Origin of the sequence: Mesorhizobium loti (assembly GCF_013170705.1) — a bacterium.
Lineage (GTDB): Bacteria > Pseudomonadota > Alphaproteobacteria > Rhizobiales > Rhizobiaceae > Mesorhizobium > Mesorhizobium loti_D.
Genome location: NZ_CP033334.1, coordinates 6,482,150 through 6,506,685, shown reverse-complemented (window position 1 = coordinate 6,506,685; position 24,536 = coordinate 6,482,150). Strand labels below are relative to the sequence as shown.

21 protein-coding genes and 1 pseudogene are annotated in these 24,536 nt (G+C 57.3%); 13 read left to right on the top strand and 9 right to left on the bottom strand.

What is annotated here, in order from left to right; translation table 11 throughout:
* Positions 1 to 30 precede the first annotated feature (30 nt).
* From EB815_RS31650 to EB815_RS31635, 4 genes and pseudogenes are all read left to right on the top strand, one after another.
* Positions 31 to 599, top strand: a pseudogene (locus tag EB815_RS31650) (transposase); the annotation flags it as partial.
* A 416-nt stretch (positions 600 to 1,015) separates the two neighbouring features.
* Entirely contained in the window at positions 1,016 to 1,960 is a 945-nt protein-coding gene (locus EB815_RS31645; RefSeq protein WP_065005214.1) for a dihydrodipicolinate synthase family protein, read from the top strand.
* A complete protein-coding gene (locus EB815_RS31640; RefSeq protein WP_065005213.1) occupies positions 1,938 to 3,464 on the top strand; it encodes an aldehyde dehydrogenase in 1,527 nt (508 codons plus the stop codon). Before EB815_RS31645 ends, EB815_RS31640 begins: the two co-directional genes overlap by 23 nt.
* Positions 3,465 to 3,477: 13 nt before the next feature.
* Positions 3,478 to 4,800: an NAD(P)/FAD-dependent oxidoreductase gene (locus EB815_RS31635; RefSeq protein ID WP_065005212.1), complete on the top strand. Its 1,323-nt coding sequence runs from the start codon at positions 3,478 to 3,480 to the stop codon at positions 4,798 to 4,800.
* Positions 4,801 to 4,808: 8 nt separating this feature from the next.
* Here EB815_RS31635 and EB815_RS31630 read toward each other — a convergent pair whose 3' ends face one another.
* Positions 4,809 to 5,720: a LysR substrate-binding domain-containing protein gene (locus EB815_RS31630; protein WP_065005211.1), complete on the bottom strand. Its 912-nt coding sequence runs from the start codon at positions 5,718 to 5,720 to the stop codon at positions 4,809 to 4,811.
* A gap of 506 nt (positions 5,721 to 6,226) precedes the next feature.
* On the opposite strand from EB815_RS31630, the gene EB815_RS31625 reads away from it, so the two are divergent.
* From EB815_RS31625 to EB815_RS31610, 4 genes are all read left to right on the top strand, one after another.
* The gene (locus EB815_RS31625; protein WP_065005225.1) at positions 6,227 to 6,991 is read left to right on the top strand and encodes an SDR family NAD(P)-dependent oxidoreductase; all 765 of its coding nucleotides are present in this window, start codon (positions 6,227 to 6,229) and stop codon (positions 6,989 to 6,991) included.
* 524 nt (positions 6,992 to 7,515) lie between these two features.
* Positions 7,516 to 8,394 carry an ABC transporter permease gene (locus tag EB815_RS31620; protein ID WP_245303341.1) on the top strand — a complete coding sequence of 293 codons (879 nt, stop codon included), beginning with the start codon at positions 7,516 to 7,518 and terminating at the stop codon, positions 8,392 to 8,394.
* An 11-nt stretch (positions 8,395 to 8,405) separates the two neighbouring features.
* Positions 8,406 to 9,434, top strand: a complete 1,029-nt coding sequence (locus EB815_RS31615; RefSeq protein ID WP_065005210.1) for a quaternary amine ABC transporter ATP-binding protein — start codon at positions 8,406 to 8,408, stop codon at positions 9,432 to 9,434.
* A gap of 110 nt (positions 9,435 to 9,544) precedes the next feature.
* On the top strand, positions 9,545 to 10,315 hold the full coding sequence (locus EB815_RS31610; protein ID WP_065005209.1) for an SDR family NAD(P)-dependent oxidoreductase: 771 nt from the start codon (positions 9,545 to 9,547) through the stop codon (positions 10,313 to 10,315).
* An 86-nt stretch (positions 10,316 to 10,401) separates the two neighbouring features.
* Here EB815_RS31610 and EB815_RS31605 read toward each other — a convergent pair whose 3' ends face one another.
* The 8 genes from EB815_RS31605 to EB815_RS31570 all read right to left on the bottom strand — a co-directional run bounded on the left by EB815_RS31605 (position 10,402) and on the right by EB815_RS31570 (position 17,428).
* Positions 10,402 to 11,151, bottom strand: coding sequence for an SDR family NAD(P)-dependent oxidoreductase (locus EB815_RS31605; RefSeq protein ID WP_245303340.1), 750 nt, complete (start codon positions 11,149 to 11,151; stop codon positions 10,402 to 10,404).
* Positions 11,152 to 11,189: 38 nt separating this feature from the next.
* Positions 11,190 to 12,161, bottom strand: a complete 972-nt coding sequence (gene proX / locus EB815_RS31600) for a glycine betaine/L-proline ABC transporter substrate-binding protein ProX (protein WP_081294831.1) — start codon at positions 12,159 to 12,161, stop codon at positions 11,190 to 11,192.
* A gap of 573 nt (positions 12,162 to 12,734) precedes the next feature.
* A complete protein-coding gene (gene lipA / locus EB815_RS31595) occupies positions 12,735 to 13,730 on the bottom strand; it encodes a lipoyl synthase (protein ID WP_065005207.1) in 996 nt (331 codons plus the stop codon).
* Between the two features lie 104 nt (positions 13,731 to 13,834).
* Complete coding sequence (locus tag EB815_RS31590) at positions 13,835 to 14,464, bottom strand: 2-oxo acid dehydrogenase subunit E2 (protein WP_245303339.1); 630 nt, start codon at positions 14,462 to 14,464, stop codon at positions 13,835 to 13,837.
* Positions 14,465 to 14,523: 59 nt separating this feature from the next.
* Positions 14,524 to 14,760, bottom strand: a complete 237-nt coding sequence (locus tag EB815_RS31585) for a biotin/lipoyl-containing protein (RefSeq protein ID WP_065005222.1) — start codon at positions 14,758 to 14,760, stop codon at positions 14,524 to 14,526.
* Positions 14,761 to 14,794: 34 nt separating this feature from the next.
* A complete protein-coding gene (locus tag EB815_RS31580) occupies positions 14,795 to 15,793 on the bottom strand; it encodes an alpha-ketoacid dehydrogenase subunit beta (protein WP_065005205.1) in 999 nt (332 codons plus the stop codon).
* Positions 15,794 to 15,798: 5 nt separating this feature from the next.
* Positions 15,799 to 16,818: a thiamine pyrophosphate-dependent dehydrogenase E1 component subunit alpha gene (locus tag EB815_RS31575; RefSeq protein WP_245303338.1), complete on the bottom strand. Its 1,020-nt coding sequence runs from the start codon at positions 16,816 to 16,818 to the stop codon at positions 15,799 to 15,801.
* 223 nt (positions 16,819 to 17,041) lie between these two features.
* Positions 17,042 to 17,428 carry a hypothetical protein gene (locus tag EB815_RS31570; protein WP_155767366.1) on the bottom strand — a complete coding sequence of 129 codons (387 nt, stop codon included), beginning with the start codon at positions 17,426 to 17,428 and terminating at the stop codon, positions 17,042 to 17,044.
* Positions 17,429 to 17,480: 52 nt separating this feature from the next.
* On the opposite strand from EB815_RS31570, the gene EB815_RS31565 reads away from it, so the two are divergent.
* From EB815_RS31565 to EB815_RS31545, 5 genes are all read left to right on the top strand, one after another.
* The gene (locus tag EB815_RS31565) at positions 17,481 to 19,127 is read left to right on the top strand and encodes a flavin-containing monooxygenase (protein WP_065005203.1); all 1,647 of its coding nucleotides are present in this window, start codon (positions 17,481 to 17,483) and stop codon (positions 19,125 to 19,127) included.
* A gap of 262 nt (positions 19,128 to 19,389) precedes the next feature.
* Positions 19,390 to 20,943: a trimethylamine methyltransferase family protein gene (locus EB815_RS31560; RefSeq protein ID WP_065005202.1), complete on the top strand. Its 1,554-nt coding sequence runs from the start codon at positions 19,390 to 19,392 to the stop codon at positions 20,941 to 20,943.
* Between the two features lie 8 nt (positions 20,944 to 20,951).
* Entirely contained in the window at positions 20,952 to 22,061 is a 1,110-nt protein-coding gene (locus tag EB815_RS31555; RefSeq protein ID WP_065005201.1) for a mandelate racemase/muconate lactonizing enzyme family protein, read from the top strand.
* Complete coding sequence (locus EB815_RS31550) at positions 22,061 to 23,116, top strand: GlxA family transcriptional regulator (protein ID WP_065005200.1); 1,056 nt, start codon at positions 22,061 to 22,063, stop codon at positions 23,114 to 23,116. Before EB815_RS31555 ends, EB815_RS31550 begins: the two co-directional genes overlap by 1 nt.
* Positions 23,117 to 23,676: 560 nt before the next feature.
* Positions 23,677 to 24,402, top strand: a complete 726-nt coding sequence (locus tag EB815_RS31545; RefSeq protein WP_432430892.1) for a helix-turn-helix transcriptional regulator — start codon at positions 23,677 to 23,679, stop codon at positions 24,400 to 24,402.
* The last annotated feature ends 134 nt before the right edge of the window (positions 24,403 to 24,536 follow it).

Below are 24,536 nucleotides of genomic sequence, written 5' to 3'. Positions count from 1 at the left end.
GAAGACGTTTAGCCTTCGTAGCGTCGAGCCGGTAGGTTCCATGCCTTAAGACTGGCGGGACGGCTCTCCACCGGCGAGCCCCCAGAGGGTGCCACCGCTGGCTCGGCATTGGCGGACAGATCGGCGCTGTTCAGCTGCACCTGTCCCGTCAGGAGAACGAGCTTCTGGCCTGGCACCGCTCCAACGAGCTGTCGCAGCGTTTGGCCACGATCCCAGGCATTGGTGTGATCTCCGGAACGGAGTTGGCTTGTTCTGTTGTCGAGCCGCACCGCTTCCGGTGCGGTCGGTAATTTCGGCGCCTTGCACGGTCTGACGTCACATCAGAACTGCTCGGGAGGCCGACAATGGATGGGCCAGATCACGCGAATGGTGACCGCTACCTGCGTCGGTTTTGTTGGTGGTTGGTATGATCTCGCTCGTCCGACGCGGAGGATACAGCTAACCTCAGTTGATGCGCGATCTGTCTGCCATGCCGGCGCGCAAACCGGCACGTCTCGTCACGGTGGCCGCGCCAACCGAACGGGCGCACGGCCTTGACGATCATGACGCGCTACGAAACCTACCAGGCGCCGATCAGCGCCGCAGCCAGATCCCGGTGATATGAAGAAAGGCGCCCAAGGAGCAGGAGGTTCACCAGTTGCAAGGGCGATGAAGCGTGATGGCGAGCCGGTCATATCGGGAGCCGGGACAACTCGTGGGATTTCGTGGGCGTCATTGCCCCGCAAAGCAGAATGGGAGCCCGACTCCCGATCACCGTATGGCTGATCGACATGAACCACTGCGGCCATAGGCCGGATCGTCAATAGCGGCAAATTATCCATTGCACCGCGAGAGCCCCTCCACAGGAGACAATTCGCAAAAGCTGTTTTGGTAGCCATCATCCCCTATTTTGGCCGCCCTTCATTTTCTTGACGGACTCTCGCAAAAAAGTAGCTTGTCGAGTGATTTTATTTCGACTGCTGAGTGCACCATCCTTGCATATAACGACGTCGGAAGCCAAATTGGAGTCAGGCTGATGTCGTTCAAAGGCGTTATTCCGCCCGTCACAACGCCCTTTCACGCGGACGGATCGATCGACCGTGACGGCTTCTGCGTCGTGGTCGAGCACTTGGTCGCGACTGGCGTCCACGGGATCATTGTCGGTGGCACGACAGGCGAGTACTACGCCCAGTCACGCGATGAGCGTGTCAGCCTGCTTAAGCTTGCTAGGAGCCTTGTGAAGGGGACGACGCCCCTGATCGCCGGCGTCGGCGCGATTCGCACTGAGGACTGCATTGAATATGCGCTGATTGCAAAGGACCTGAAGTACGACGGCATCCTGATCGGCTCGCCGTACTACGCTGTTCCCACGCAGCTCGAACTTGCCAATCACGCGCTTGCGATCGACAAGGCCGCCAATCTACCAGTGATGCTCTACAACTATCCCGGACGCACCGGCACGATGATGGATCTTGAGTTCCTGGACCGCGTCGGTCGCAGCTCCAATTTCTGCGCCATCAAGGAGTCGAGCGGCAGCATGAACCAGCTGCATGCGCTGGCTCGTGACTATCCGCACATCGACCTGTTCTGCGGTATGGATGATCAGGCGCTTGAGTTCTTCGCCTGGGGCGCAAAAGGGTGGGTCTGCGGTGCCGGCAACTGCCTGCCGTCAGAGCATCTCGCGCTGTACGAAGCCTGCGTGATCGAGAAGAACTTCACTAAGGGCCGGCAGATTATGTCGGCGCTTCTGCCTCTGATGAGGCTTCTCGAACAGGGCGGCAAATTCGTGCAGAGCATCAAGTTCGGGTGCGAACTCGCGGGGCTGCCGGCCGGCCCGGTGCGCCGGCCGATGCGGGCACTCGACGACGAACAGAAGCGGGAACTCGAGTCGACGATCCGCACCCTTAAGGCCGTCATAGCGTCGATCACCGCAAAATCCCAAAAGAGGGCTTCCGAGAATGTCATCGCTATTAACGCGTGATGAGTACCAGAACCTGGCGGAAAGCCTGCCACTGCCGACCAATGCGGTGATCGACGGCAAGGTGCGGGCGGCACAATCTGGGGATACTTTCGAGACCATCAATCCGGCGACGGGGCAGGTCATCGCCAAGATTGCCTCTTGCGGCCAAGTTGACGTCGATCTCTCTGTCGAGAAGGCACGATTGGCGTTTGAATCAGGCGCATGGTCGCGGGCCCATCCCAGCGAGCGCAAGCGTGTTCTGCGGCGGCTCGTGAAATTGATGGAGCGGAACGCCCATGAGCTTGCGGTGCTTGAGACGCTCGAAAGCGGCAAGCCAATCTATGACGTCGAGACTATTGATATCCCCGAGGCGCTGCATTGCATGGAATGGCACGCGGAAGCCACTGACAAGCTCTACGGCCAGACGTCGCCTTCAGGCGACGACGTCGTGTCGATGATCGTGCGCCAGCCGCTTGGCGTGGTCGCCTGCGTTCTGCCCTGGAATTTCCCGATCCTGATGCTGGCCTGGAAGATCGGGCCGGCTCTTGCGACCGGCAACTCCGTCATCGTCAAGCCGGCCGAGCAAACAAGCATGTCAACATTGCGGATTGCTGAACTGGCGCACGAGGCCGGGTTGCCGCCGGGCGTCCTGCAGATCGTCACCGGTCCGGGCGAAGTGACCGGGAAGGCGCTTGGTATGCATCCGGATATCGACATGGTCGCTTTCACCGGCTCGACAGATGTCGGCCGAAAATTCCTGGAATATTCCGCCAAATCCAACCTCAAGCGGATCGTGCTTGAATGTGGGGGAAAGAATCCGTGTATCGTGCTCGATGACGCCGAGAACCTTGATGTTGTCGCACAGCATGTCACTCAGGGTGTCTTCTGGAACATGGGCGAGAACTGCTCATCCAATTCCCGCCTGATCGTCCATGAGAAGATCAAGGACCGGTTGGTGGAGACCGTCCTCCACAAGCTCAAGGAGTGGCCATTGGGCGAGCCATTAGATCCGGGCAATAGGCTGGGCGCCATCGTGTCGAAGGAACAGTTCGACCGCATCATGGGCTACATCAAGAAGGGCCGCGCGGAAGGCGCCAGGATCGTGACGGGCGGAAATGCCCATAAGCACGGCAAAGGTTATTTCATCGAGCCGACCATATTCGACGATGTCACTCCCGAAATGGCGATTGCGCGGGAAGAGATTTTCGGACCTGTACTCTCGGTCATCAAGGTAGCCAACGCTGACGAGGCGCTTAGGGTCGCCAACGATACCCAATACGGGCTTGCAGCGTCCATCTTTACCGGCAATCTCGGCAAGGCACATCGCATGGCGAGGGACATTCGCGCCGGGACGGTGACCATCAATTGCTACGGCGAAGGAGACGTCTCTACGCCCTTTGGCGGTTTCAAGCATTCGGGCTTTGGCGGGCGGGACAAGTCGCTGCACGCACACGACCAATACACCGAACTCAAGACCATCTGGGCGGACATTTCCGACCCGAAGGTCTCGCGTTCCGTGGACTAGCCTGGTCGCGCTGATGAGCGATCATGAGGCTGTCCGCACGCCTGCCGACACATCCTTGTCGGGCTGGTACGGTATTCTGCCGCCTCCCAAGGCACCAGAGGTGCTGCGCGGCCGTCACAAAGCAGACTGGCTCATTGTAGGAGCTGGGTTTGCTGGCATGGCGGCCGCGCGGCGCTTGTCACAATTGGTGCCGAACGAGCGCATAGTGGTGGTCGATGCCCAGCGTGTCGGCTGGGGTGCTGCCGGCCGGAACTCGGGGTTCATGATCGACCTGCCGCACGAACTTGGCGGCGAGAATTATGGCGGAAGCCAGGACCACGACCGCAAGCGCATTCGCATGAACCGCGCTGCGATTGAGTTCTCGGCTTCGGCGGCAGATGAATACGGATTACAGGGCTTCTTCGTTCGGGCCGGAAAGTTCCATGGCGCTGCAACTGATCACGGCCTCACCGTACTGCGCGATTTCGAAAGTCACCTGACCAGCCTTGGCGAGCCGTTCGAACGTCTCGACGGCCCCGTGTTGAAGAAGATCACCGGAACCGACTTCTTCGTTGGCGGCACGTTCACACCGGGAACGGCAATGGCTCAGCCGGCCGGCCTCGTCCGCGGAATCGCCGAAGGTTTGTCAAGCCGTGTCAAGATATTCGAGAATTCACCGGTAACATCTTTGCAGACTGGCAAACTGCATACCGTGACGACGACCGAGGGCGAGATATCCGCGCCGCGTCTTATCCTCACCGTAAACGGTCATCTGGAAAGCTTTGGTTTCTTCAAGAAACGCCTGCTGCATGTGTTCACCTACGCCAGCATGACAAGAGCCCTCTCCAAGAGCGAACAGGCAGCGCTGGGTGGTGAGCCGCATTGGGGCTTGATCCCGGCCGACCCAATGGGATCAACCATCCGAAGGATCGGCGATCGGATCGTCGTCCGAAACACCTTCACGTACAACCCGGACATGTCCACCAACGAGAAGCAGGTCCGTCGGATCGGCGCTGTTCACGATCGATCATTCCGGGCCCGGTTTCCGATGCTAGGCCAAATACCAATGGAGTTTCGATGGGGAGGGCACTTGTGTCTGTCCCTCAATTCCGCGCCCGCCTTCGGCGAAGTTGAGGAGAGGGTGTTCGTCGCCGGGTGTTGCAACGGCTTGGGAACGGTGCAGGGCACCCTTTACGGGATGCTGGCTGCCGACTTAGCCGCTGGCAGCAATCACCCAATGGTTGCAGACGCCCTGAACGAGCCAGCCCCGGTTCGGCTTTATCCAGAACCGTTGATGTCGATCGGAGCGCCGCTGAAGTTGTGGGCAATGCAGAAGCGCGCCGGCAGGGAGTTCTAGACTAGCAATCAAGTGGTCCGCTCTTCGGTTGCGACCTCTCTCAACCATTTCCGAAATAGTTCGGCCGCAGGCGACAAGGTTCGATTGTCGTTCCAGGTTAGATGATATCCTCCGGGAGCAGGCAACTCGAGATCGGTAATCCTGACCAGTTTACCCTCTTCTATCAGCGACCGGACCAGCCGGTGCCAACCAACGGCGACACCCTGATCGGCTTGGGCAGCCTGCAGGGTCACGAAGAACTTGCCGAACCTACGGCCCCGGGGTGCTCCGTGAGGAATTCCTGCACGACGCAGAACTTCGTCCCAGTCCGCCCATTCAGGATCAACCCAATTAACGTGCAGTAGCGGAAGTTCCGGCAACGATTCAGCCGTCGCGTCCCTATGCACCTGGGCGAAGCCCGGGCCACAAACCGGATAAATGACATCGTCGAAAAGCGGTTCCGTCGTTTCGTCGGACCATGAACCAAACCCATACCGGATGCGCAAATCCACTTCGGCGCGGCGGTAATCTCGCGAATTGTCAGAGATAAGATGATCGACCGCGACATCAGGGTAGCGCGTCCAGAAGCCCGGCATACGCGGTATCAACCACATTGATCCAAATGCATCCGAGCAGGCGACGGTCACATTCTTGGAGCGATCGCCGCGTTTCACGGTTCTGACAACTTCGGAGGCCTTGGAAAATCCACTTGCCAGCACGGCATATAGGTCTTCGCCAGCACTGGTGAGCATCACACCGGTCCCAAGCCGCACGAATAGAGGAACGCCGATCTCGTCCTCAATGGCTTTAATTTGTCGGCTGACGGCGCCGGGGGTAACGTTCAGTTCCGCGGCAGCCAATTTGAATGACAGGTGTCGCGCAGACGCCTCAAAAACCGCCAGGGCGGTCAAGGACGGCAGATCGTAAAAGCGGCGAACCATTTCGAACTCCAAATACTTCGATAATTGCGCGCCGCGACGCCGTGAGCAAGAGATGCTCAACATGACCGGAAAGCATTGCAGGCATCCGGTCGTGTGGTCCAGCCGATTTTGGCTGCGTCCCAATCATTTACGGCGGAACAGCGGAACGCGGCCAACTAGCCTTCGCGATCTGCTACGGCCTTCAATCAACGCCCGACGCGGTCGAGGGCGCCGCGCAACTCAACAAGGGGGTGAGTCTTTTGCAGGGAAAACCACTGGTCTTCCGCACCCATTCAGGAAATAAGGTTGGCGTGGAGTATCGCATCGAAAAAAATCGCATCTACATTCACAACAAACTGCTGCGACGCCCGTGGTCGCCGAAGGCTAGAGGCCGAAACCAATGGAGCCGAGAGTAGAGGCTGGAGCAAGAGTGGCGAGCTCAGGAATAGGCCCATCGCAACGCTTTGCATGGATACGACATTCAAACCCGACATCTTGGACCGCCGTCAACATCCCCAGGCATGATCATGGCTGACAAACTGGCAGGCAAGATTGCAATCATCACTGGCGGGGGACGCGGCATCGGAGGAGGCATCACCCAGCGCTTTGCCGAGGAAGGGGCAAAAGTGGCCATCGTGCAGAGGAACGAGCCTCAAGAGAAGATGCTCAACGAGAGCATCATCTATATGAAAGCGGATCTTTCGAACTCTGACCAGATCGCTTCGGCTGTGCAGGCCGTCGTCGAGCGGTTCGGCGGCCTCGACATCCTTGTCAACAACGCCGGGATCATGTTCGAGAAGACGCTCGATGAGATGACCGAGGCGGATTGGGACCAGATGATGGATATCAATCTCAAGGCCCCATTCCTGCTGACGAAGGCGGCGCTGCCGCATCTTCGCAAGCGGTCCGGTGCGAGCATCATCAACATAGGCTCGATCGAAGGTCTGGCTTCCAATCCAGGACACCCCGCCTACTCAGCCTCGAAAGCGGGCGTTCATGGCTTCACCGCAGCTGTCGCCGTCGACCACGGGCACGAAGGCATCCGCTGCAACGCCATTGCACCGGGCTGGATCAATTCCGATTTGAGCGAGCTTTACATCGACAGCATGCCGGATAAGGACCGATTCCGGAGGGAACTCCTAATTATGCATCCGGTCGGACGCCTAGGCGAACCGAAAGACGTTGGCAATCTCGCCGTCTGGCTTGCTTCCGAAGAAAGTGCCTTCGTAACCGGGCAAGTCTACGTCATCGACGGCGGTCGTACGAAAAAGCTTCCGCTGCCGGTCGCGTGACAAAAGCGGAAGCTGCCAACCGCCAACTTCCAGTTGTTACGCTCTCGCCTCGGCTTCGTCGCTGATGTCAACGAGTAGGATCGAGGGAATAACGAACGAGTAGCCAGCTTCGACGCCTCTCCAACGAATGAACGATGGGGCGGGTCACTTCACCTTTAGGTCGTTCGTGCTTATACGGCAGCTTACGACGTCGAGCCGTCACTGCGGCTTATTTGACACCTACTGGGATCGGACGCTACCATTATGCATTCATTCGAATGAGCTTCGGACGCCATTAAGTGCTTGGCAGAGAATGCCCTTCGGGTCGCGGCGCTGACCAAGTTTGATCGTGACATCTGCCGAAATAAAGTCATCCGTCACGCTACTTTTTTGCGACCCCTCCTTAGGGGAAGTCATGTTACCTTTTACAGCGAGCCAGTTCACGAATACAATGGGGAACTATGATGAACGGATGTGGCTTTTTGAACCCGTTTGATTGTGGGAAATTGCCACTCGCATCGTGGGTAAGCGAGGGATTGCGCTGGATGGTCGAAAACTATCGACCCTTCTTCCAGACGGTCAAAGCGCCGTTCGACACAGTCTTGCAGTCGCTCACCAATTTCATGACTTCGGCACCGCCGACGCTGGTGATCCTCGTTATTATGCTGCTGACCTGGCAGCTCTCGAACTGGCGCCTTGCTGCCACGCTTGCAGCCATTCTTTTCTTTGTAGGCTTTATCGGTGCCTGGCCGGAAACGATGACCACACTATCTATCGTGCTGACTGCGTTGATCTTTTCTTTGGTCATTGGGATCCCTCTCGGAGTCCTGTCGACCAGATCTGAGTTATTGTACGCGATTCTCAGGCCGATACTTGACGGAATGCAAACAATCCCAGCTTTCGTTTATCTCGTTCCCATTGTCATGCTGTTCGGCATCGGCAACGTGCCGGGCGTGATTGTCACCGTGATTTTCGCGGTCGCTCCAGTCATCCGTTTGACTTATCTGGGCATCCGTCAGGTGCCAGAAGAAGTCAACGAAGCCATGCGTGCTTTTGGCGCGACGGATCGTCAATTGCTGTGGAAAGCCCAACTCCCTCTGGCGCTGCCGACAATCATGGCAGGTGTCAATCAAACGCTGATGATGTCACTTTCGATGGTGGTAATCGCCTCGATGATCGCAGTTGGAGGACTGGGCCAGATGGTGCTTCGTGGCATTGGCCGTCTCGACGTTGGGCTCGCCAGCATCGGGGGTCTCGGCATTGTCGCCCTGGCGATCATTCTCGATCGGATCACACAAGCGCTCGCCCAGCCTCGAAAGCGTCCCGGGGAGATCTGGGCGCACGGCCCAGTTGCAGCTATTCGGTACGCGATGCGACTCCTTCGGGCGTCTCCTAGTCAGCGACTGGCAGCTGGATCTGAATAAAAAGGTATCCAATGAGCAAGCCAGTCGTTCAGTGTTCCGGTATTTGGAAGATCTTCGGGAACAAGGCGAACGAAGCCCTTCAGGCCATCCGAGAACAAGGACTCTCCAAGTCCGATGTGTTGAAGCGGTACGGCGCGGTTACGGCAGTTGCCGATGTTTCGTTCTCAGTCGGTGAGGGTGAAATATTCTGCATAATGGGTCTATCAGGATCGGGCAAGTCGACCTTGATTAGACACATCAACCGTTTGGTCGAGCCTACTGACGGCGAGATTGTCGTGGCTGGCCGCAACGTAGGTGCATTGAGTAACTCTGATCTCCGCGCCTTGCGCTCGACGAGCGTGGGGATGGTGTTTCAGAACATGGCGTTGTTGCCTCATCGCAGCGTTCAGGACAATGTCGCTCTAAGCCTGGAGTTGCGCGGCGTGAGTAAAGTTCAACGTATCCAGACGGCGAAAGAAAAGCTTGAGCTCGTGGGCTTGGAGGAATGGGCTTCACGGTTTCCGGATGAGCTGTCGGGCGGCATGAAACAGCGCGTCGGTTTGGCGCGGGCCATGGCGGCAGATCCAGAGATCCTTTTGATGGATGAACCATTCTCAGCTCTCGATCCGTTGATCCGCCGGCAACTCCAGCAACAGTTCCTGGAACTCTCCAAGGTTGTCAAAAAGACGACCATCTTCATCACTCACGATCTCGACGAAGCGATTCGACTCGGCACTCATATCGCAATCATGAAGGACGGAAGGTTCGTCCAGGTCGGGACTCCGGAGGAAATTATTACAGATCCCGCGGACGAGTACGTGGCGGACTTTGTGAAGGGAATCTCAAGACTTGAACTGGTAACCGCTCGCAAGATTATGAAACCGATTCCGAACGATGCGGTCATGACGCCTCATAACGGTGCTACGGTGGCAGCTACCGATAAAATCGGTGCCATTATCGATCTCGCAACCCATCATGATGGGGACATTACGGTGATGGACGACAATCGGCCGGTGGGCACAATTTCGCGTCGTGACCTTCTTCTTGGAATCCGAGGCTGAGCGGTTACTCCAACTTGACCGCGTTAAAAGCCGCCGGCGACGCTGAATTGCGCCCTTTGTGTTGTGATCGATGCATTCAGCGAGTCCAACGATATCCCCAGGAGACAGCAATGCCGCCGATTGAAAGCAAAACTTTTCACAGCCAGTTTGACCTGGCCGGGAAAATCGCGCTTGTGACCGGTGGAGGGCGTGGTATCGGCTTGCAGATCGGCCGTGTCCTGCAACAAGCCGGTGCCGAGATAATTCTGACCGACGCCGACGGTATCCGACTCGCCGAGGCCGCAGATCACTTCCCCGTCAAGCCGCAGGTTTATCAACTCGACGTCACCGATTCACAGGCGATCCGCAATCTCGCGGGCAAAATCGGCCTTTGTCCCGATATCCTTGTCAACAATGCCGGCGTGTCTCGTGCCGCGCCGACCAACGAGACTACCGATGAGGATTGGCACGCGGTGCTCTCCGTCAATTTGGACGGTGTGTTCTACTGCAGCCGGACCTTCGGTTCGCTAATGGCGGAACGCGGTTCTGGGACGATTGTGAATGTCAGTTCCATGTGCGGTGAGATCGTTACCCGACAACAATCGGTAGTGACAGCTTACAATGCGAGCAAGGCAGGGGTGAACATGGTGACTAAGACACTTGCGTGCGAATGGGCAAGGTCCGGCGTTCGCGTAAACGCAGTTGCCCCTGGGTTCGTACGATCTGAGATGACCGACAAGTACCCCGAAGAAGTGATCAATAAATGGGCCGACCAGACACCGATGGGCCGCTTTGGCCAGCCTCACGAGATCGCATGCGCGGTTCAATTTCTGGCGAGCGATGCATCAAGTTATATAACAGGAACGATACTGTTAGTAGATGGCGGCTATACCTGTTGGTAGCAGTGCCTGGCTGCCGTCGAGACCCTTCTCGACGACAGCCGATTGCCTTGCGAGGTATGCAGAGACTATAGGCCGGGTTGCGGAGCCTAGCCTCCCATATATGATCCGCCATTCACGTGAATGGTTTGGCCCATGATATAGCTCGACGCGTTGCTGCAAAGAAATGCCACCGCATCCCCTACTTCTTCACCGGTACCGAAGCGACCAGCCGGCGTGATCGACAGAAACTTGTCCCCCTTCTGCCTCAGAAGTTCCGTCACCATCGGAGTGTCTATAGTCCCGGGCGACACTGTGTTCACCCGTATGTTCGGTGAGAGCTCTCTCGCAAGAGATTTGGTGAAAGCCAACACTCCGCCTTTCGAAGCCCCGTAGTGAACGTGCTCGGGCGAGCAACCTTCATGCGCCGCGGACGACGCGATGGTTACGATTGTTCCCCCCGGCCTGATGTGAGGGATGGCTCGCCTACAAATATAGAACACTCCATCCAGGTTTATCGACATCGTTCGCCGCCACTGCGCGTCTGTCATAGAGGCGAATGGCTGATCTTCGAAGATTGCTGCCGCCGGAACGACATGGTCGATGTGACCGAAACGAGCGATGCATGTCGATACGACGGTGTCTGCGTCTGATGGTTTGCTCGCATCATAGGCGACTGGTATGACCCGCTCGCCAGTGGGATCTAGCGACGACGCCAATTTGGATACGCCGTCTTCATCATAATCAGCTAGCAACATGCGTGCGCTTAGCCGATGAAAAGTTCGGGCGATAGCGCTGCCGATCCCCCCAGCAGCGCCCGTTACAATGACAACTTGATCTACTAGGCTGTTATTAATCAATTAAACTCTCCCGCGACAGTTTGCTCTCGCAACTTTAGCTAGTGTGCAGCCTTCGCCTGGGAGATCCATTCATCCCACTTGGCTTTGTTGGTAGAAATCCACTCCGATGCGCGCTGTTTGATCTGATCGTTGGAGCTCTCACCTTTGTAGATTCGCAGATCTTCTGCGTTCAGGTCGTCGAGAGGGATTGCAACGAGCTCGAAGAATTTCTTCGCTGATGGATTGTCTTTGACAAAAGCCGTAGCTGCAACAATCCTTTGCTGGATCATCGGAAACCCAAGATTTCCTAGGCCGGGGATTGTCGTGCTGGCTGTCTGGCCCTGGGGTAACTCGGTCTTCTTCACGTTAAGAAAAACGACGTCTTTTCCAGGCTGCAGAATGCTGGATACCCATAGCGGCGTCCAGGTATAGTATAGCGTGGGCTTCCCTTCTTTTATGCGTTCGATCGCGTCCGGAATGATCGCAAAATAACCGCCTTGCTTCTCTTCGACAGTATCCCGTAGCCCATATGCGTCGAGGTGATGCTCAATAATTACCTCGCACCCCCAGCCCGGCTCACACCCATAAAGATCAGCTTTGCCATTGCCATCGATATCGAATAGCTTCGCCTTCTCCGGATCCTTAAGATCCTCTATATACTTGATACCATTCGCGTCCGCCGTCTTCTTGTCGATCAAATAGCCCTGTATATTGTCCGCGGAGACGTGTCCGAGGCGAGTCAATACGGCCTCTCCTCCGTTTTCCTTTATATATTGGTCGTGGATCGGCTCTGCATACGCAGCAAAGAACGTCGCGTCCCCTTTTGCGATTGCAACGTAAGCCAGTTGAATCTGAAGCTGGACGGGCTCTACCACATCGTACCCGAGCTGCCTCAATCCCTCATCGACAATGTAAGTCTGCATGAGGTTTTCAGTGATGCCATCCCACGCCGGCGTCACTTTCTCGCCGGCAAACGCGGTGGGAGAGAGCAAAACAGAACTCAGCAGGATGGTGCGTAACAGCGACTTCATAATCTATACTCCCTATCGTTTGCATTTTTTCTTCTTTGGGCTCATTCAAGCAGGATAGCCTCTGTGCTATCCCTGCTAACAATCATCACCGACCGTCCATTGTCGTCGATCTGCCTGGCGGTTGACTCCTGGATCCTTGGCGAATTGAGCGGCACGGGAGTCGCACGTTTCAGTCGGACTTAAACGCTTGGATCTGAAAGGCCTCTTCCCTAGGTGGTCTTAGCACCCGCGCCGATAAAATAGATCGGAAAAAAAAATACGTGGCGGTTGAGTTTTTTGATGACTGCGGAATAGTTGCTTTAAGGCAGCGTCACCAAGCAAGCTGCTCAAGCGGTAATCTGCGTTGGCTTTTTCCGGGGAGCCGCTCGCGATAGCTGCGAGATTGGGCGCGCTTGAGATTGCAGTCGACTCCGCCGTTAACCGCCGCTAGCCCCCTCGCTGTTCGGCACGATGAGCCGGCCTGACGAGCTCCAAGGCGCGGACTGCCCGCCGCAACCAGGCTACGCGCAACAGTATTTGTGCCGATCGCCGTTCCAATTTCGACGCGAGCACCGAACAGATCCGTGGAAGGACCTACACGGCGAGCGGAGCGTGCCTGACAAGACCGTTCTTGCTCCGAGACCGTTGTGGCCGCGCCGCGCGCAACCTGGCGAAATCGTCGCCGGCGTGATGCGACGAACGCGTCAGCGGGCTCGACGCCACCAGCAGGAAATCCTTGGTCCGGCCGATCGTCGCGAACGACTTGAACTCCTCCGGCGTGACGAAGCGGATCACCGGATGGTGCTTCTTCGACGGCTGCAGATACTGGCCGATGGTCATGAAGTCGACATTGGCCGAGCGCAGATCGTCCATCAGCTGCAGGATCTCGTTCCGCTCTTCGCCCAGCCCAACCATGATGCCGGACTTGGTGAAGATCGATGGGTCGAGTTCCTTGACCCGCTGCAGCAGCCTGATCGAGTGGAAGTAGCGCGCACCCGGCCGAACCGTCAGGTAGTTCGACGGCACGGTTTCCAGATTGTGGTTGAAGACGTCAGGCTTGGCCGCCACGACGATCTCCAGAGCGCCTTCCTTGCGCAGGAAATCCGGCGTCAGGATTTCGATCGTCGTCAATGGCGTCGCCGCCCTGATGGCGCCGATGACCCGGGCAAAATGCTGCGCACCGCCATCGGCGAGATCGTCCCGGTCGACCGAGGTGATGACGACATGGGTCAGGCCCATCTGCTTGACCGCATGCGCGACGCGGGCCGGCTCATCGGCATCGAGTGCGGTTGGAATGCCGGTGGCGACATTGCAGAAGGTGCAGGAGCGCGTGCAGATCTCGCCCATGATCATGAAGGTCGCGTGCTTCTTTTCCCAGCACTCGCCGATGTTGGGACAACCGGCCTCTTCGCAGACCGTCACCAGCTTGTGTGACTTCACGATCTCGCGGGTCTCGGCATAGCCTTTCGAGACCGGCGCCTTGACGCGGATCCAGTCGGGCTTGCGCAGCACGTCCTGGTCGGGCTTGTGCGCCTTTTCCGGGTGCCGCAGCCGCGGTGCATCGGCGATCGTGTCGAGGACAGTGACCATCTTTTGGCCTTAGGACGGCCGTCGCGCTGAGGGCCCGAGAGCCTGGCCCCGAAACTCTATTGCCAACCGCAGCGCGTCACGAAAGGAGATGGAGGGGCTCCAACTCATCGCAATCTGTCCGGGTCTGAAACGGCGCCGCGCAAGCTCTGCAGGAATTTGCTCGCTTCAACTCCGTCAACAGCACGATGGTCAACGGACAGCGTGCAAGTCAGCATTGTTGCGATTTGCGTTTTGCCGCTACGATCGGCAACGACTCGGGGGCTGGCACTTCCTATGGCCAAAATGGCGCATTGTGGCGGGTTTATAATTGCATCGAATTGTTCGACGCCATAGCCGCCAAGATTGGATATGCTGAACGACCCGCCGGAAATCTCGCTCATCTTGAGTGCGTTTCGACCTGCTCGCTCGGCGAAGTCCCTCACTTCCGCAGATATACTCACCACCGATTTCACATCTGCGCCGCGCACCACCGGAGTGGCAAGCCCACCTTCAACGGCGATCACCACGGAAATGTCGGCACTGTGAAATCGGTGTATCGCAGTCTCCGTCATCTGGGCGTTGAGCGCGGGGGTGTCGATCAACGACACCGCAACCGCCTTGATGAAACAATCATTGACCGATATTTTCGCGACCGGGTTAGCTTCGTTGATTGCTGCCCGCCAACGCAAAAGAGCATCGACTTCAATATTAGCCACAAGCCGGAAATGTGGAATTGTCTGATTGGCGTACGTCATTCGTGCGGCTATGGCTTTCCGCAACGGTGTCAGTGGGACCTCGGTGAACGACCGCGACATTAGTCTTCAATCGTTCCGATAATGGCGTTGATCTCGACGGTCTTGCCCTCCGGTGCCACGATCGTCGCCAATCTGCCGCTCGCCGGCGCTTCGACCTCCACGGTGGCTTTGGCGGTCTCGACTTCAGCGACCGGCTCGCCCTCCACGACCTCGTCTCCGACGCTTTTCAACCAACGGACGATTGTAGCTTCCTCGATACCCATTCCGCTGGAAGGTAGGATAATGTCGGTTGTCATCTTTGTTTCCATCCTATTCAAGTGTCCTGGGTTGTTAGAGCAACCGTCGCACAGCCGCTATGATGTGATCCTTGGTTGGGAAGAAATCCTTCTCGATCGACGGACTGAAGGGGACGTGAATGTCTGGAGCGCATACACGAAGAATAGGTCGTTTCAGCAGATCGAACGCTTCTTCCGCCATCACGGCGGCGATTTCACTGCCAACGTTGCAGACACGGTGCGCATTTTCGACAATCACAAGCCGTCCGGTCTTGGCGACCGACGTCTTGATGGTGTCATGATCAAGCGGCTTCAACGTACGTGGATCGATCACCTCAACCGAAATGCCTTCTTCTGCCAGTGCGTCGACAGCTTCCATGGTCGGCCGGATGGCGCCTGCAATGGCGACGAGGGTCACGTCCTTTCCTTCACGCTTCACATCCGCCTTGCCAATCGGGATGACGTAGTCCGGATCTGTGGGCACATCACCCTTGAGTGCCCAGAGGCGGGCATCTTCGAAGACGAGTACAGGATCGCCATCGCGAATTGCTGATTTCATCAGCCCCTTGATGTCAGCGGCGTTGGTCGGGCAAATGATCTTGAGACCCGGAATATTCATGAAAAGCGGATAGGGCCGGTCGGCATGCTGCGCCGCCTTGGAGCCGACTGAGTACATCGAGCAGCGAAACACGATCGGGATGTCGATCTGGCCTCCGGTCATATACTGCAATTTGGAAGCTTGGTTGATGATCTGATCCGAGGCGAGATAGACAAAGCTGGCGATTGTGAGGTCGACGATAGGCCGCAAGCCGTTGATGGCAGCACCGATTCCGAGGCCGGTAAAACCGCCTTCTGAAATAGGCAAGTTCCAAACCCTGTTCTTGCCAAACCGTTCTATGAGCTTGTGACCACCGTAAATCGGAACGTCCTCTCCCAGCAGAACTACGCGTTCATCGCGATCCATTTCCTCTAACTGCGCCTGGACGATCGCTTCAAGATAGGTCATTTGAACATACGCGGCTGGCGTCGCGGCGAGTTTCTGGGCGTTATCCATAATGATTAGTTCCTCCCTAGCCCAGTCACGAAACTATTGTGGCCAATAAGCGGTGTATTGAACATATAGTCGGCCCGAGACTCGGGCCGAGGCATGGGGCTGGCCAAGCCAAATTGTATAGCCTGCTTGACAGCTGCGACCACCTCATCCTCGATTGATCTCAAACTCTCTTCTTTTAGGCCTTCATCGATAAGTATAGCGCGATAGAGCACAATCGGATCGCGGTCGCGTTTGTAGGCCTCTACTTCTTCAGCCGATCGATAAGGTTCGCCCGGAACCGCCAAGCCAAAGTTGTGCTCATCGAAACGATACGTATTGGCGACTATGAGGGTTGGGCCCTCGCCAGCGCGTGCTCTCGCGACGGCCTGAGCCGTAGCTTGATAGACGGCACTCAGATCTTGCCCGTCAACCGCCACTCCTGGCATGCCATAACCAGCCGCCCGAAGAGCAATGTCCGGCTGCCCATGACTCTGCGCCACCGAGGTGGTGATTGCATACCCGTTGTTTTCGCAAAGATATATGACTGGAAGCTTCCAAAGGGAGGCCATGTTGAGACTCTCATGGAAGGTGCCCTGGTTCACTGCGCCATCACCAAAAAAGCAAAGAGTTACCTGATCGACGCCCCGCACCTTGGCGCTAAACGCGCACCCCGTCGCCAGCGGAATGCCTCCGCCAACGATGCCCGATTCGCTGATGATGCCGACCGACCTGTCAGCAAGGTGCATCGAACCGCCGCGTCCCTTGCAAATGCCACCCTCCTTTCCCATCAGCTCGGCCATGAGGACGTCTAGACGCCCACCCTTCCCGATCGGATGGCCGTGCGAACGATGCGTCCCGGTCATTGCGTCATCGTTTCGTAGGGCAATACATGCCCCGACGATGGCGGCTTCCTGACCCACACTCGCATGGAAATTACCGGGGATTTTGCCGCCTTTGAACAGGCGCATCCCCTCTTCCTCGAAACGACGGATGCGGAGCATCCGTCGATAGGCCTCCAGTTTCTTATCACCGTCCAACTGCATCATGTAACGTAGCTCCGATGTGCAAACAAAGAGGCGCGGATCGCAAGACGAGCAACCTCACCGGTGTGAACGGCCGAAGCGCATTCACGGAAACTGGTGACGGCTGAAGCCTGGGGCCTCCGCCAGCACGAACGCGCTACGCAGCTTTGCAGGCCGTCGATGTCGAACACCGGTCCGCCTGGCCCGAAAGTCCGGCCGCCGAAGGCCGCGAACGACGCTCTTGGTGCTAGATCGTGGTCGGATCGACGCCGACATCATTGATCCAGCCTCCGAAAGAGAGTCTGCACATTACGTGAACAGCTTTGCACATCAGGTAGCTTGTCGGCATTGCGTATCGCAACCGAAATAAACTCAACTGCGACGCGACTTTTTCTGCAAACAGCAAGATGTTGATGATTGCCAGCATCGCGTCATATCCGCCGAATGCGCTTCGAGTGAGGCGAGGCGACAATGCAGCGCAGTTCCACCGATCCGGCCGAAAGTTGATCGTGGTGAGCGCCCGCCGGCGCATCCCGCGCTTCAGTTCCTGCGGAAATGTAACGAGGGGGTTGATTCTATTTCTTGAGACAATCCATTGTTTCGATCCACGAGATTCATTAACAATGCGCCCCATTCACAATGCGCCCCATTCACAATGAGCCCCATTCACAATAAAGGAGTCATCGATGGCAGGCGCCACTAGTGCGAGACGCGTTAGCGGCAGCGCACCCGCCATCTCATTCGACGTCATCATCGTCGGTGCCGGCTTTGCTGGAATGTACATGCTGCACCGACTTCGTTCTTTGGGTCTGTCGGCCGTCGTACTGGAGGCGGCGGCGGGGGTTGGCGGAACGTGGTTTTGGAACCGTTATCCGGGCGCCCGCTGCGACGTTGAAAGTATGCAGTACTCCTACTCGTTCTCGGAGGAGCTTCAGCAAGAATGGCGCTGGGCCGAACGGTACGCGTCGCAACCGGAGATTCTGGCCTATGCGAACTACGTGGCGAAGAAATTCAATCTTCTGCCCGACATAGAATTCGACACCCGAGTCATAGGCGCGGTCTATCGCGAAGAAGACTGCCGATGGCTCGTGTCGACTGATCGAGGAACGCAGTTTCGGGCTAAGTGGTGCGTGATGGCGACGGGCTGTTTGTCCGCTGCCCAAACTCCGAACATCCGTGGTTTGGATACTTTCAAGGGTCGGGTCTATCACACGGGCAATTGGCCTCATGAGGCGGTCAATTTCTCCGGTCAGACCGTAGGAGTGATCGGCACGGGATCTTCGGGTATACAGGTGATACCGGAGATCGCAGCGCAGGCCAAACACCTATACGTGTTTCAGCGTACGCCAAATTTCAGCGTACCCGCGCGAAATCGGGCGATGGATTCCGAATACGAGCGGTCCTGGAAAAAGAACTATGCTGAGCGGCGTGCAATGGCACGTTCGATGCCTGCCGGAATTTTATGCCAGGTCGGTGCGAAATCCGCATTGGCTGCGTCTCCGGAGGAGCGAAATCAGGAATTCGAGCGGCGATGGGCTCAAGGAGGAACCGGTCTTACGGTGGCATATTCAGATTTGCTGAGAGACGTAGAGGCAAACGAAACGGCCGCTCAATTCGTTCGAGACAAAATCCGCACGGTTGTTGAAAATCCGACAGTCGCCGAGCTCTTAATACCGATGGATCATCCTATCGGTGCCAAACGCATATGCTCCGATACAAAATATTTCGAGACCTTCAATCGCGAGAACGTCACCCTGGTTGACCTCCGTGCGAATCCGATCCGCGATATGGGTTCGGATGGAATAACAGCCGGGCTTGATTTTTTCAAACTGAACAGTTTGGTTTTGGCGACTGGGTTTGATGCTATTACGGGCGCACTGAGCAAGATCGATATTGTTGGTCGCCACGGACTCTCACTTAGAGAAAAGTGGCGCGATGGGCCGAATACATTTCTTGGCCTTATGAGCTCCGGGTTTCCAAACCTTTTTGTCGTTACGGGACCCGGCAGTCCATCAGTGTTGACCAATGTTATAGTTGCGATCGAAGATAATGTTGAATGGATAGCTAGTTGCATTGTGCATTTATTGAAAGTGGACGGCGAGTATATAGAAGCCACTTCGTCAGCTGAAGAGACATGGATGGAGCAAGTTCAGAAAGCGGTCGAGGGAACATTGTATCCTCAAGCGAAATCTTGGTACCTCGGCGCCAACATTGCGGGAAAGCGTGCGGTATTCCTGCCATACGTGGGTGGCCTGCCAACGTATCAACGGATCTGCGACGAAGTGGCTGCCATGGGATATAGCGGCTTCAAGATTGGTATGCGACCGACTTAAGTTGCAACAAGCTGAATCCCCGCACGTGATAGCACCCGCGAGGAGCTGCATCCAATACAGGATCTCAGAAGCTGGTAAGCTCAGGTCTGCGATGCCTTATGCTGCCCTGCCCCTCGCGCTCTGCCAGTTGGATACGCTTACGGCGGCGCTTTACTCAACAGCCGCGTGAGACTTTTGCAGTAGGTCAAATCTTCTGTCGCGGCAATAGTAGCGCGCGGTTCAGGTTTTTTGAGCCCTCGATTTTGTCTGGAGGAAGACCAGCATGACTGCTCAACTGCAAGTTTCTCGCAGAGGAGGGCGGGAAGCGCGGCGAACGATCCGCACGGCGCCTAAGATCGACATGTTGCCGACGCTGAAGCGCGGCTTGCCCGTTGTGGAACCGATGGATGTCGAGCAGGTTGAGCGCATTCACGAGGCCTCGCTCGCGATTCTGGAAGAGGTGGGCGTGGTATTCCGCGACCCGATCGCGATCGAGGACTGGAAGAAGGCCGGCGCCGACGTGCGTGCGGATGACCGTGTTCATCTCGACCGCGGTCTGGTGATGGAGCTCATCAAGACCATCCCTCCCACGGTTGAGTATTTCGCGCGGAATCCAGCGAAGAATGTCGAACTCGGCGGCGACAAATCTATCTTCGTGCCGATGACCGGCGCGCCTTACATGCGCGACCTCGACGACGTCAGGCGTGGCCCGACGATCGCGGACCTTGGGACCTTCCATAAGCTGGCGCACATGATGCCGGCATTGCATTCATCGGCGCACCATATCGTCGAACCAATGGACATTGTTGTCGCTCATCGGCACCTGCACATCACGTATTCGTCGATGAAGCACTCCGACAAGATATTCATGGGAATGACCACTTCGCCCAAGAATGCCGAGGACGTGCTCGACATGTGCGAAATCCTTTTTGGCGAGGGCTTCCTCGAGAAGCATGCAGTAACCACCGGAAACTGCAACGGCAATTCGCCGCTCGTGTGGGACCAGGTCATGCTGGGTGGCATGCGTGCTTTCTGCCGGCGCAATCAGCCCGTGTTGTGCTCGCCCTTCGTTCTCGGCGGCGCGAACACGCCAGCGTCCACCGCGGCGGCCGTGGCGCAGCTCAATGCGGAGGCGCTTTCGGCACTCGCCTACACGCAGGTGGTGCGCAAAGGCTGCCCTGCGATCTACGGGCATTACCTGTCGACCGTGTCGATGCAGTCGGGGGCTCCGATGGCTGGAACGCCAGAGATATCCCTCATGAACTTCATGATCGGGCAGATGGCGCGCCGCTACAATGTGCCGTGGCGTACCTCGAACCTGCTCGGCGGCGCCAAGGTCTTCGATGCCCAGGCCGGCTACGAAAGCGCCATGACCATGATGGCTGTGCTGATGTCGGGCGCAAATTACATCTGGCACTCGGCCGGCTGGAACGAAGCTGGCATGCACTGCTCGATCGCGAAGTTCGTCGTCGATGCCGAGGTCTGCTCCATGGGCTACCGAATGGCGCAGGGCATTCAATGGGACGACTTCGACGAAGCCCTTGCTGCGGTGCGAGATGTCGGGCCGGGCGGCCACTACTTTGGACATCCGCATACACAGGCGAACTTCGAGAAGGCCTTCTTTATCCCGAAACTCTTTGACAATAACTCGATCGAGCAGTGGTACGCTGATGGCTCCAAGGACATCAAGCAACGCGCCCTCGATCATGCTCGCCATCTTCTGGCCGAATATCAAGAACCCAAGGTAGACGTCGCGAAGGACGAGGAATTGCGCGCGTATATCGATCGTCGCTCGCGGGAAATCCCAGCCGTCGACGCGCTCAACGAGGAATACTGAGCATCCTCATGCGCATTGACCGGATCAACGTCTATAAGATCCAGCTGCCTGTCAAAGGCGGCACTTATCGAATGGCAAGCGATGACGTCGACGCGCTTGACAGCACCCTCGTGGAGATTGTGGCCGATGACGGGCTGACGGGCTGGGGTGAGACCTGCCCGGTCGGGCCCGTTTACCAGCCGCATCATGCACTGGGCGCACGCGCAGCGATTGCTGAGATTGCGCCGGGGCTCATCGGTGAGGAAGTTGCATCGATCAGGTCTCTTGCGAAACGAATGGACGAGCGGCTGGACGGACATGGCTATGCCAAGGCCGCGTTCGACATGGCGTTTCTCGACCTGCTCGGCCAGCGGCTGGGTGTGCCGGTCTCGACATTGCTGGGTGGTGCGCTGACCGACCGCGTCCCCTCATACTATTCGCTGATTGTTGGCCGGCCGGACGAAACGGCCAAGATTGCTGCCGACAAGGTGAAGTCAGGGTATCCACGGCTGCAGGTGAAAATAGCTGGACGCAATCTCGAAGAGGATGTGGCCACCGTTCACAAGGTTTGGGAGGCGGTCGGCTACAAAGCCCGCATCGCCGTGGACGGCAATAGAGGTCTAACCGCGGCCTCCGCCATTCATCTCGATCGGCTCTGCCAGGCGATCCCGTTTGTTTTCGAACAGCCCTGCAACACTATGGACGAAGCCGCGACGCTCAGGGGCCGCGTGACACACCCGGTCTATCTGGACGAGAACACGGAGGATCAGAATGTCGTGCTTCGAGCGATCTCGCTAGGCATCGCGGATGGCTTCGGCTTCAAGGTCACGCGCCTGGGCGGTCTCACGAAGATGACGACCGTGCGCGACCTTTGTGCCATCCGCTCACTCCCGCACAGCTGCGACGACGCCTGGGGCGGCGACATCATCGCGGCGGCGTGCGTCCATCTTGCGGCGACCGTCGAACCGCGCCGCATGGAAGGCGCCTGGATCGCGCAGGAATATATCGAAGGACATTTCGACACGAAGAACCCTATCGTGATCGAAAAGGGCCATATCGCCGTACCGCAACTGCCAGGCCTCGGCATTAAACCGGTACCCGGCATCTTCGGCGAGCCGGTAGCTACCCACGGGTCCTGATGAACGCACCCGCCAACATCAACGCAATGAAATCGTTGGCCACGCCGAAAATTTCGGCGGCGGCCGATCGACCGTTTGACCTAGTGGTTCTGGTGTTACCCGGCTTCTCGCACCTGGCGCTTCACGCCTATATCGAACCCTTTCGCATCGCCAACACGGTATCGAGGCTGCCGCTGTTCAGGTGGCGAATCGCGGGGCTTGACGTTCGGCCAATCGAGGGCGCCAACGGCCTTTCGGTTGCCGTTGATGTCGCAATAGACGAGCTGGTTTTCGGCTCGGACGATCGCAGACCGAACCAGCTCGCTATCGTGACGGGCGAGCCGGTAGAACGGCAACTGACGCCAGAGCTGAACGGATTTCTGCGAACGATGGCGCGTCGCGGAATTCCGATATCAGCGGTTGGGACAGCGACATGGCTGCTTGCGCGGACGGGCCTTCTGGCAGGCACACGCTGCACGATACACTGGTCGCGGCTCGCTGCTTTCGCCGAAGTGTTCAACCAGCCCCGCATAAGCGATTCCTTGTTTGTCAAGGACGGCCAGTATTCAACCTGCGCAGGAGAACTGGCAGCCTTCGATCTGGCAATCGATCTGATCGGCAGCCACGCCGGCGGGTATATTGCACAGGAGGTCTGCCGCCACGCGACTGTCCAAGGTCAGCGCTCAGGATCAAACCGCCAGACCGGGCCATCGGGTCTAGCCTTTGCCGGTGTGAGCGACAAGCTCCTGATGGCAATGCGGATCATGGAAGAAAATGTGGAGTTCCCGCTGGCAATGGACGAGGTCGCGCAACGGGCCGGAGTATCGCGGCGCCAGCTCGAACGCTTGTTCGCTTCCCATATAGGACTTCCGCCGGTGCGTCATTATCTCCGGATTCGCACAGACCATGCGAAGCGCCTGATCGAAGGCACGCGGATGCCCATCATCGACGTTGCCATCGCCTGCGGGTTCATGTCTGCTTCGCACTTCGCAAAGTGCTTCAGAGCCTTTAATGGAATGTCGCCGCAGCAGTGTCGAGCGATAGTGCCGGCTTGGGTTGGGGCCGGCTTAAGATGATAGCTTGGTATTTGAATTTAGCGGAGAACAGCGGCACCTCTACGAATGCCAATGTTGGAGTCGATCTGTCCACTGACAAACAGAAAGTGGCGCAACAAGGCGTTCCGGATCATAGCGCCCAAAGCGCCAAGGATGCGCCTCTCCGTTGTCCTCTTCTTCGTGCCGACCGACGTTCACGTGGCAACCATTGGATTGATGACGGCTTTGATGCCGCCCGACCATGGTGGCGCAGGATGACTTCTCACAATTGCATGATGAAGGGGCGGCGATGATTTCATTTCTTTCATCCAATCCCAACAAGATACTCCGATTGCACTATTGCGTGGGGAAGATGCCGTAGCGTCTCGGAGATGGTCGTTCGAAGAGTCCAGCGTAGCTGCAGTTGGCGATGACTGGTGCGAAGATAGTGGAAGCGTCGCGGCATTCTGTAAAGACGCTCAGCCGGCCAATGCCCGCGAAACAGGCCGCGGTTATGCGGGCCGGCTTATGGTGGCGGTCTACAGGTAGGGTGGCGGGCAGCAGACAGATGAAGGGATCGAGTCAGGATAATGACGAAGAACATGCCACCTATATTCGAGACATTTCTGGAACAGCTGTCCGAGAGTGTCGATGAGGCAGATTTCCGGGATGCCATGGCTCGCGCGGCCGCAGAACTTGATCTACGCACCTTTGCCTACCTGTCTTTACCCTCACAACCTTCCGGCAAACCCAGCTTGATCTCGAACTATCCATCTCGCTGGACCAAGCAGTATCTGGAAAAGCGGTATGAGAAACTCGATCCTGTCGTCTTGCGCGCGCGGTTTGGCGGCTACCCGTTTCTATGGGGATCGGATTTGTGTGGCATTAAGATGTCGCCAGCTCAACAGCAGTTGATTGATGAGGCGGCCCAGTTCAGCATCCGCTGCGGTTTGACAATCCCGATTGTCGATCTTCGCGGCTGCATTGCTGCGATCACTTTTGCCGCTGATGAGCCCAATCCGGCATTTCTCCGGGTGGCTGAACAGTATGAACAAGCTCTTCAGCTCTTGGCGACCTGTTTTCACATTTGCGTTCGCCGCAAGCTGCCGGGTGACCGAACAGTGGATGGCATTTCGCTGACACCGCGCGAATATGAGTGCCTGCAGTGGGCCGCGCGCGGCAAGTCAGCCTGGGCTATCGGCCACATCTTGGGCGTCAATCCGCGCACCGCCGCTTTCCATTTGGACAACGCTAAGAAGAAGCTCGGCGTGCGCACCCAAAATCAGGCCATAGCGCTGCTGGCCTCCTCACGGTCTTCAATTCTCTGAGAAACTGAATTCGTCTTTTGGGCCGCCTGCCAAGCGAAGGGGCTGTTTCGGCGGCGCATTCATCTCCGCGTCGACCTGAAGCTGAGAGATGCTATTTCCCCGGCGATCTCACGAGCGATGCAGCCGTATTCTGC